This window comes from Marinagarivorans sp. (genome assembly GCF_982758155.1).
Genome location: NZ_CEXWTU010000206.1, coordinates 1 through 8923 on the forward strand (window position 1 = coordinate 1; position 8923 = coordinate 8923).

Annotated in this window: 8 protein-coding genes; 4 read left to right on the plus strand and 4 right to left on the minus strand. The window is 49.0% G+C overall.

Features of this window, described 5'->3' with window-relative positions; genetic code table 11:
• The 4 genes from AC3A8L_RS17115 to fliE all read right to left on the minus strand — a co-directional run.
• A partial coding sequence (locus tag AC3A8L_RS17115) for a FliH/SctL family protein (protein WP_487963490.1) occupies window positions 1-993 on the minus strand: 993 nt, incomplete at its 3' end.
• Window positions 993-2018: a flagellar motor switch protein FliG gene (fliG, locus tag AC3A8L_RS17120; protein ID WP_487963491.1), complete on the minus strand. Its 1026-nt coding sequence runs from the start codon at window positions 2016-2018 to the stop codon at window positions 993-995. The genes AC3A8L_RS17115 and fliG, both read right to left, overlap by 1 nt.
• 15 nt (window positions 2019-2033) lie before the next feature.
• Window positions 2034-3719 carry a flagellar basal-body MS-ring/collar protein FliF gene (gene fliF / locus AC3A8L_RS17125; RefSeq protein WP_487963492.1) on the minus strand — a complete coding sequence of 562 codons (1686 nt, stop codon included), beginning with the start codon at window positions 3717-3719 and terminating at the stop codon, window positions 2034-2036.
• A gap of 19 nt (window positions 3720-3738) precedes the next feature.
• On the minus strand, window positions 3739-4098 hold the full coding sequence (gene fliE, locus AC3A8L_RS17130) for a flagellar hook-basal body complex protein FliE (protein ID WP_487963493.1): 360 nt from the start codon (window positions 4096-4098) through the stop codon (window positions 3739-3741).
• 384 nt (window positions 4099-4482) lie between these two features.
• Here fliE and AC3A8L_RS17135 point away from each other — a divergent pair, with 384 nt between their 5' ends.
• From AC3A8L_RS17135 to AC3A8L_RS17150, 4 genes are all read left to right on the plus strand, one after another.
• The gene (locus tag AC3A8L_RS17135; RefSeq protein ID WP_487963494.1) at window positions 4483-4776 is read left to right on the plus strand and encodes a hypothetical protein; all 294 of its coding nucleotides are present in this window, start codon (window positions 4483-4485) and stop codon (window positions 4774-4776) included.
• Window positions 4777-5049: 273 nt separating this feature from the next.
• A complete protein-coding gene (locus tag AC3A8L_RS17140) occupies window positions 5050-6714 on the plus strand; it encodes a nitrite/sulfite reductase (protein ID WP_487963495.1) in 1665 nt (554 codons plus the stop codon).
• Window positions 6698-7186, plus strand: coding sequence for a DUF934 domain-containing protein (locus AC3A8L_RS17145; RefSeq protein WP_487963496.1), 489 nt, complete (start codon window positions 6698-6700; stop codon window positions 7184-7186). Before AC3A8L_RS17140 ends, AC3A8L_RS17145 begins: the two co-directional genes overlap by 17 nt.
• Window positions 7187-7274: 88 nt before the next feature.
• A complete protein-coding gene (locus tag AC3A8L_RS17150) occupies window positions 7275-8441 on the plus strand; it encodes a cation:proton antiporter (RefSeq protein ID WP_487963497.1) in 1167 nt (388 codons plus the stop codon).
• Window positions 8442-8923: the final 482 nt, after the last annotated feature.

Consider the following 8923-nt stretch of genomic DNA (forward strand, 5'->3'; position numbering starts at 1 on the left):
ATCCAACCGCTCAGGAGAAACACCTTCTCCTGCTGGCGCGCCACCCAAAGAAACCTCACTTTCACCCTCAACCGACTCTAGCTCCAGCTCAGTATCAAGTACTGGCTCTGGCTCTGATTCTGGTTTCGGCTCAATGAGTTGTTGCGGTATTTCTCGCTCATGCGATAGAACCTCGGCTTGTGCAGCAACGTCATCAAAAGGTTTCTCTGCCAGTGCGGCAATAAATTCATCAAGGCGTGCTGCAACAGAATAATCAACATAACTGTGCTCACTCTTAACGCGACAACTCCCTCGCGCCAAAGCGGCGTCATCATGAATTGCATCAGGGGCAATAACTTGCGGCGCATAATCGCGGTAAGCACTCGCGTCCTCGGGGTGAAGATACAATGCAATATTTTTTTCAACGGGGGGCAACGCTTCTAAAGCACGGTCCACCACAGCAATAATTTTGCGCGAATCCAACTGTAGCTCTTCCTGAAGAATATGTTTAGCGAGCCCAAGCGCCAAATCTAACGTGGTATCGGCCAAGGCTTTTTGTTGATGCTCCAGCGGCGCAAACAAAGATTCACACACCCCATGAAGATTCTGCCCCTGCTCCTTCAGCCACTGCCCATGCTCGCTCTCAGCTTGCTCTGTACCTGCCTTAATACCTTCACCGTATCCAGCTTTGCGCCCATCAAGCTTTCCCTGCCCCAAACCTTCGGCATAGCCCTTATTAAATCCATCCTGCTCTGCCGCTTGCGTTATTTCTTCCAACTGCTGCGCGGTTATACCCTTAACCTTTTCAAGCTCCAACGCCTCAATATCTTCACTAACCGCTGGCCGCTCTGGCGCTGCACGCTTACTTTGCTCCGATTTATTTTTGCCTGCTTGTGTTTTTCTTTTACGTTGCTCGTCGCCGTTAATAACCGTGCCATTAACTTCAGGAAGTAACCACGACTTTGCACTCGCAATACTTTCGAATGGGATGCGACCAGGAGGCTTAGCGCTCATTAAACCATTGCCTCACCACCGCCACCCAACGAGAGATCACCGGCATCAGCCATGCGACGGCAAATCGCCAAAATTTCTCGCTGCGCCGTTTCTACTTCTGATAATTTAACAGGCCCTTTGGCCTCTAAGTCATCACGCATAAGCTCAGCCGCTCGCTTAGACATATTGCCAAACACCTTATCCTGTAGATCTTCGTCTGCACCTTTTAATGCGGTAATTAATAACTCGGAAGAAACTTCGCGCAAGATGGCTTGAATACCGCGATCGTCGACATCTTTTAAATTTTCGAAAACAAACATGAGATCAGCTATTTGCGTACCCATGTCTTCATCCACCTCTTTAATGGACTCCATTAATTCGTTGGACATAGCACTATCCAAATTATTAACAATTTCTGCGGCCGTTTTGTAGCCACCAATATCTTTCGTTTGCGAGCCGGCATTACCAGAGAATTGCTTCTCGAGGATATCGTTAAGCTCCTGCAGCGCACTGGGCTGCACGGTATCCAATGAAGCGACGCGCATCATTACATCTAGCCGAACCTTTTCAGGAAAATACGCCAATATTTCGGCCGACTGATCGGCATCCAAATACGCCATAACAATGGCTTGAATTTGCGGATGCTCGTTGCGAATAATATCGGCAATAGAGCGCGCCTCCATCCACTTGAGCGTATCTAAACCCGTGGTATTACCGCCCATTAAAATACGGTCAATTAACCCGCTCGCTTTATCCGAACCCAGCGCCGTCACCAGCATATTGCGGATGTACACATCTGAGCCCATCCCCAAACCTGTTTGCGTTCGCACCTCATCCATAAAGTTCGCAATAACAACCTCTACCTCATATTGCTGCACGTTTTTTAGCTGGCTCATGGCCGTCCCTAAACGCTGAACCTCTTTAGGCCCCATATGCTTCAGGACTTCCGCTGCGGTCGTCTCACCCAGCGACATTAATAAAATAGCCGCCTGATCCAGTTTCGGCAGATTAACTTTTTTGGCCTCTTCTGGCGCTTTAGGTGGCATTATTAATCCTCGGCATTATTCTTCGTTAATCCAGCGTTTAATCACCTGAGCAACCCGACCAGGATCTTCTGCCACCAACCCCTTCACAGAATTAAGTTGTTGCTCATAGCTTTCTTCTGGGCTTGGCAACGCCATCGCATCACCACCTGTCAGCGTGACCGTTTCATCACTCAGCGAATCAAAAGAATCGACACCCGCCGCCTGCAGTGCGGCCAACTCTTTAGCCTCATCATCGGCTCGCGCCTTCAAACCCGACTGTGCCAAACTTTTCAGCACAGGGCGTAATAGGCCAATAATAAGAAGGCCGATAATAAAGACTCCGGCCAATTGTTTAGCGAGCGTTTTGAACCACGCGGTTTGATACCATTGAATGGAGTAATCCATGGCATCCATACCGGCCACAAAAGACTCATTCAGAATATTGACGCTATCCCCCCGCGCCGCCGAAAATCCCACCGCATCGCGCACTAAAATCGCAACACGCTCTAACTCGTCCTCGGTCCATCGCGTACGCACCAGCTCACCGGTTTCGGGGTTTGGTTGCATTTTGTCATCAATCACTACCGCCACCGACAATCGACGCACGCGACCTTTTTCGTGTTTGGTATAGCTCACCGTACGATCGAGTTCGTAATTTCGCACTGCTTGTTTACGGGAATTTGACGGACTAGCCGCGCCACCACCATCTTTACCGTTAGCCACTTCCGGTGCCGTACCGCCATCCGGCGGCTGATTGGTTAGCGCACCAGGAATCCCCATTGGCCCGCCAGCACCTTTGCGTACCTCCTCTACCGTTTGCTCGCTGCGTATAGCCGGTAAATCGGGGTTGAACGATTCCTCGGCCTGCTCAATTTCTGTAAAATCTAAATCTGCCGCTATCTCAGTTTTAAAATTACCATCACCAATAATCGGGGTTAGCAACCTGCGCACGCGCAAAATAATATCGTTCTCAACTTTTTTGGTGTAATCCAAATGCTGAGCAGCAATAACAAGCCTTTCGTCCTCCACCCCAACAGATAACAAGTTCCCCTTTTGATCTACAACCGTGACATTTTCGATTTTCAATTCAGGAATACTTGAAGCGACTAGATTGGCAATACCCTGCACCTGACGATTTTCAATGTTGCGACCGGGGAATAGATCTAAAAATACGGATGCCGATGGCTCACGGCCATCGCGAACAAAAACAGAAGCCTTAGGAATAGCCAAATGGACTCTTGCGCCGCGAATAGAGTTAATACTGGAGATGGTGCGAGAAAGCTCGCCTTCAAGGCTTCGTTTATAGCGTGCAGACTCCATAAACTGACTGGTACCAAGAGGTTGCTCTTGATCCAACAATTCAAAACCCACAGATTGATTACCGGGAATACCGCGCTCGGCCAACTTTAAACGCGCCTGATGAATCTTATCGGCCGAGACCAATAACGTGCCGGTTTTAGGGTCGACCTTATAAGCGATCTCATTAAAATCCAGCACCTCACCAACTTCGCTGCTATCCAGTCGATCTAAGCTACCGTACAAAGGCTTGTAATCATCACCTTGCGTCCACAGCACAACAGCAAAACCAATGGCCACGCTGGCGGCAATGCCCACCATCAAACCAGCCTGTCGCACTAAATTAAGATTATTAAAACCCTCAATTAAATCGCTTTTAACGCCGCTGGATTTAACTTGTACTGTCTCGCCGGTTGCCGTTGCCATTTAACGCTACCTCACACCATTAAATTGGCATATTCATGACGTCTTTATAAGCCTCTACGAGCTTATTTCGGACTTGGGTCGCTGCCTGAAAAGCGACACTGGATTTTTGCGAGGCGATCATGACATCACTGATATTCACGTTCGGATCCCCTTGTATATAAGCCTTAGAAGCCGCACCGGATTCCTTCTGAATACTATTCACCTTATTAATGGCTTGACTGAACACATCGCCGAATTCCACACGGTTTTTATTCTCGACAGGGTTAACACCACCCTGCCGAATACCATTAACACCCTCCATGCCGCCGAAAGCTTGCGTTTGCGATTTAATGGAGCGCATTTCGGTCAATAAACGATTAATGTCAACACGGTCAGTCATGGTTCTACCCTGCCAAAGGTTTGGCGTTTTTACCCTTACTACACACAACAGCACAAAGCAGGCCAGAAACTAATCACACACAAAACCCAATGGCCACCGCAATGACTTTTCCGCTCAAAGCCACCCCCCTCACATCTAGTAATCCAAGACTGTTACCTAGATTCACGCGAACAATCATCCCAACCAATTCGACGGCCCCCAACCCAAGCAAAAAAAGAAGACAATAATGTATGCAGTAACACTCAATGGCGCCTTAATAATCAAAAAGACTAAAAAAAGGTAAAAAAAGACAAGTTAAATCTAAGATGTTTCTTTTATACACACTTTAGAGTTGTTAGAATGCCGACCGAGCAGTAACGTCCTTATACACCTTTGGGTACCAGCATGAAAAAGACTCTTCCCTCCTTATATTTCGCTTTGTGCGCTAGCCCTTTGGCAATGATTGCCAATGCCGGCACAAACGATAATGCCAACCAAAGCATGGAGCTTGCAGAGGCCTTTAACGTGATTCAAGAATATCGCGAGCTACGCGAATCTTGTGCTATCGGCACCTACGAGCAGCGCCGCCGCTGTATTGGTGAATTAAGTGACGCCAACACTCAATACCGCGCAGCAAAAGACGTTATCGCAAATAACAAACTTTCTAGCAATGACAACACATTGGCCAGCTACAACTAAAAGCGGCCCTCTACGATGCCTCTCATTGGCCACTTACCCCAAGCTAAAGGCGGTATAGGTCACTCGCGGGGGCCACTATTTTACTGTATGCTTCGTATCCGCTTACGCGCTAGGTTAAACAACCTCTTTAGCCGGCGACGCTTTTAGACTACAAGCCGTTCCGCTAAATGGTTTACCCACCTATAAATGCAACTTGCTTAGGACTCCCCCAAGCATACCCAGCAGCGCCAAGCTTCCCCCTATCGACAGACCCGGAAAAGGTAACCAAACCCCATGTACGTTTACGACGAACATGATCGACAGCTGATCTTAGAGCGCGTGGCGCAATTTCGAGGCCAAACCGAGCGCTTCCTAGAGGGCACACTGCCCCCCGAGCAATTCTTACCGTTGCGCTTGCAAAACGGCCTTTACGTTCAACGCCTGGCCCCCATGCTGCGCATTGCGGTGCCTTACGGCCTTCTCAATAGCAGGCAATTACGTAAACTTGCTCACATCAGCCGTCACTACGACAAAGGCTATGTGCATATAACCACGAGCCAAAACATCCAGCTCAACTGGCCACTCCTCGAGGAAGTTCCCAACATCCTAGAAGAGCTTGCTTCCGTTGAGATGCACGCAGTACAAACCAGCGGCAACTGTATTCGCAACACCACCACCGATCATTTCGCCGGTATTGCCCCTGATGAGCTGATCGATCCGCGCCCGTATTGCGAAATTATCCGCCAGTGGTCAACATTTCATCCAGAATACGCCTTCCTGCCAAGGAAATTTAAAATCGCAGTTTCTGGCACCGAAGAAGATCGCGCAGCCATTCGCTTTCATGATATTGGACTGCAATTAGTTCAAAATAGCGAAGGCGAAACAGGCTTTACAGTCCTAGTCGGCGGTGGCCTTGGCCGAACACCCGTCATCGGAAAAGTCATTCGCGAATTTCTGCCCGAACACGATCTACTGACCTACCTCGAAGCCATATTAAGGGTGTACAACCTAAACGGCCGCCGAGACAACAAATACAAAGCGCGCATTAAAATTCTTGTTAACGCCATGGGCGTAGAGGCCTTCGCACAAGCTGTTGAGGACTCTTGGAAAAAACTGCAAGACAGCCCAACACGCTTAACCGACAAAGAAATTAAGCGCGCAAAAAGCTTTTTCACCGAGCCCGACTACGCCCAACTTGACGACATCGCCGAAACTGCCGAGATAAACAAGCTGCGATCAGAAAACGCAGCCTTTGGCCACTGGCTTAGCCACAATGTTCACGGTCACCGCATTCCTGGCTATCGCGCCATAACGCTATCGCTTAAACCTACAGGCATTGCGCCCGGCGACATCACAGACTCACAACTGGATGCCATCGCAAACCTTGCCGATGAATATTCGCTTGGCGAGATTCGAGCAACCCACCTTCAAAACATGGTGCTCGGCGACGTTAGAGCCAGCAAGCTGTTCGAAATTTGGCAAAAACTTTGCGACAACGGCTTTGCCACACCCAACGTAGGCACACTGACAGATATGATCTGCTGCCCCGGTGGTGACTTTTGCTCACTTGCCAACGCGAAATCCATTCCTGTTGCCGAAGCCTTGCAGCGTGAATTTGACGACCTCGACTACCTTTACGATCTAGGCCCGCTCGACCTGAACATCTCAGGCTGCATGAATGCCTGCGGGCACCACCACATCGGGCACATCGGCATTTTAGGCGTTGATAAAAAAGGCGAGGAGTTCTACCAAGTTCAACTCGGCGGAAGCTCTAAAAATAACGCAGCGCTAGGGAAAGTGCTTGGCCCGGCATTTTCTAGAGCCGAAGTAACCAACGTAGTGAAAACGGTACTCAACACTTACGTCGAGCAACGCAAAAGCGAAGAAACTTTCCTAGAAACCTACAACCGCCTAGGTTTAGCCCCCTTTAAGGAGCGCGTATATGCCAAAGCTAATTAAAAATGACGCCGTCCAAGAGAACTCATGGAAAACCATTGCTGATCAAAACGCGCTCAACAATACGGACCTCTCTAGCGGCAACTATCTAGTACCGCTAGAACAATGGATCAGCACTCCCGAGCTGCAAACACCCAGCATTGGCATATGGCTGAACGGCGACACCGCACCAGAACTTATCAGCAAGCGCCTAGTGGGCGCCCCCGCTATCGCTATTCACTTTGCCGCCTTTGCTGACGGGCGCGGCTTTTCTCTCGCGCGCATCCTGCGCGAAGACTGCGACTTCACCGGCGAACTTCAAGCTGCGGGCCATTATATACAGGATCAGCTGTATTACCTTAAGCGATGCGGTTTCAATGCATTTGCCGTAGCCGACGACGCCAATACCGACTCAATGCTCGCAAGCCTGCAAGACTTCACCAACAGCTACCAGGCCTCGCATGACGAACCCCGACCGCTATTTAGGCGTCGATAACGTCGCATAACGACACACCTAAAAGGGACTGTTTTAACAGTCCCTTTTTTTGATCTAAAATTACCCTACACCACAAGAACTAAATAATATGACTGGGCACCTGTTCGATGCATTCTTTTTGATTTTTACCGGCTCAGCGATTGTTGCCTCGGTAGCACTGTACTCGCGCCAACCCCTGCTTGTAGCCTACGTTGCCATCGGCATGCTATTCGGGCCTTTCGGCTTAAAAATAGTCCCCGACCTCAACATTGTGAGCGACATCTCGCATATCGGCATTGTATTCCTACTCTTCTTGCTGGGGCTCGACATGCAACCCAAAGCACTTAAGAGCGTATTCAAAGAGATCTCCATCGTCGCCATCGCCAGCTCTACACTATTCGCAGGACTCGGCTACCTACTAGGACTCTCATTCGGATTCAGCCAAACAGAAGCCGTTGTGCTAGGCATGGCAATGATGTTCTCGAGCACCATCATCGGCATCAAACTACTCCCCACAACCGTTCTTCACCACAAACATACAGGAGAGCTCATGGTCGGCCTCCTGCTATTTCAAGACTTCCTTGCCATCATATGCCTACTCATCCTTGCCAGCGGCACCCCTGGCGACCTCAACCTGCCCGAACTAGGAATGGCATTCGCCGCCCTGCCTGCGCTCGGCGTAATCGCCTTCGCGTTTGTTAAATACGTGCTTTTGCACCTAATCGCGCGCTTTGACCGCTTCCATGAATATATATTTTTGCTCGCCATAGGCTGGTGCCTTGGCCTCGCCAAACTTGCCGAATTTATGCACCTTTCCGCCGAGATTGGCGCGTTCATCGCCGGCATCACCCTCGCCACCAGCCCAATCTCGCAGTTTATTGCACTCAATTTAAAACCGCTGCGCGATTTTTTCTTAATCCTGTTCTTTTTTGCGCTGGGCGCACAACTCAATATCAACCTACTACCAACACTCATCATTCCAATTATTGCCGTCTCTGCGGTTGTACTTATTACAAAGCCGGTTGTTTTTTACGGATTACTCTGCCGGAAAAGCGAACGCAAGGGTCTAGCATGGGACATCGGCTTTAGGCTGGGGCAAATCAGCGAATTTTCACTACTACTGACACTTGTCGCCAGCACCAATGGCATTATTAGCGAGAAGGTCACAGTCGTGATTCAAAGCGCAGCCATCGTGACTTTTTTGGTATCGAGCTACATCGTCATATTCTGCTTCCCCAACCCCATTGCCGTCAGCGAAAAACTCAGGCGCGACTAAACAAACCGCAAGATAAAAAGGAAAGCACCAACAGGAAGGGGGAGGAAAACGGAAGGGTATCAATAAAAATGGCAGCCTAGGCTGCCATTTTATAATTCAGAGTAATCATCAATACTTTCAAAATCATCGTCCATCAGTGTGTCTTCTGGAGCCTCTAGCAGCTCCTCTAAATAATCTTGCATCTTTCATCCTCCATATAGGCTTTGTTGAGCAAGTGAGGCCAGTATCTTAGCCTTATATTGCAGCAAGGTGACAACCCGCATAACATCGACAATTTAATCAAAAATAAATTCAAACCAAAAGGTCGCAAAGACATTAACATCACAACAAAACTTTAGCAGAGAAACAGGAAAACGAAAATATAAAAGACAAAAACAAAAAAAGCCGCACAATTTCTTGTGCAGCTTCTTTAGTGTAAATGGCGGACTGGACGGGACTCGAACCCGCGACCCCCGGCGTGACAGGCCGGTATTCTAACCAAC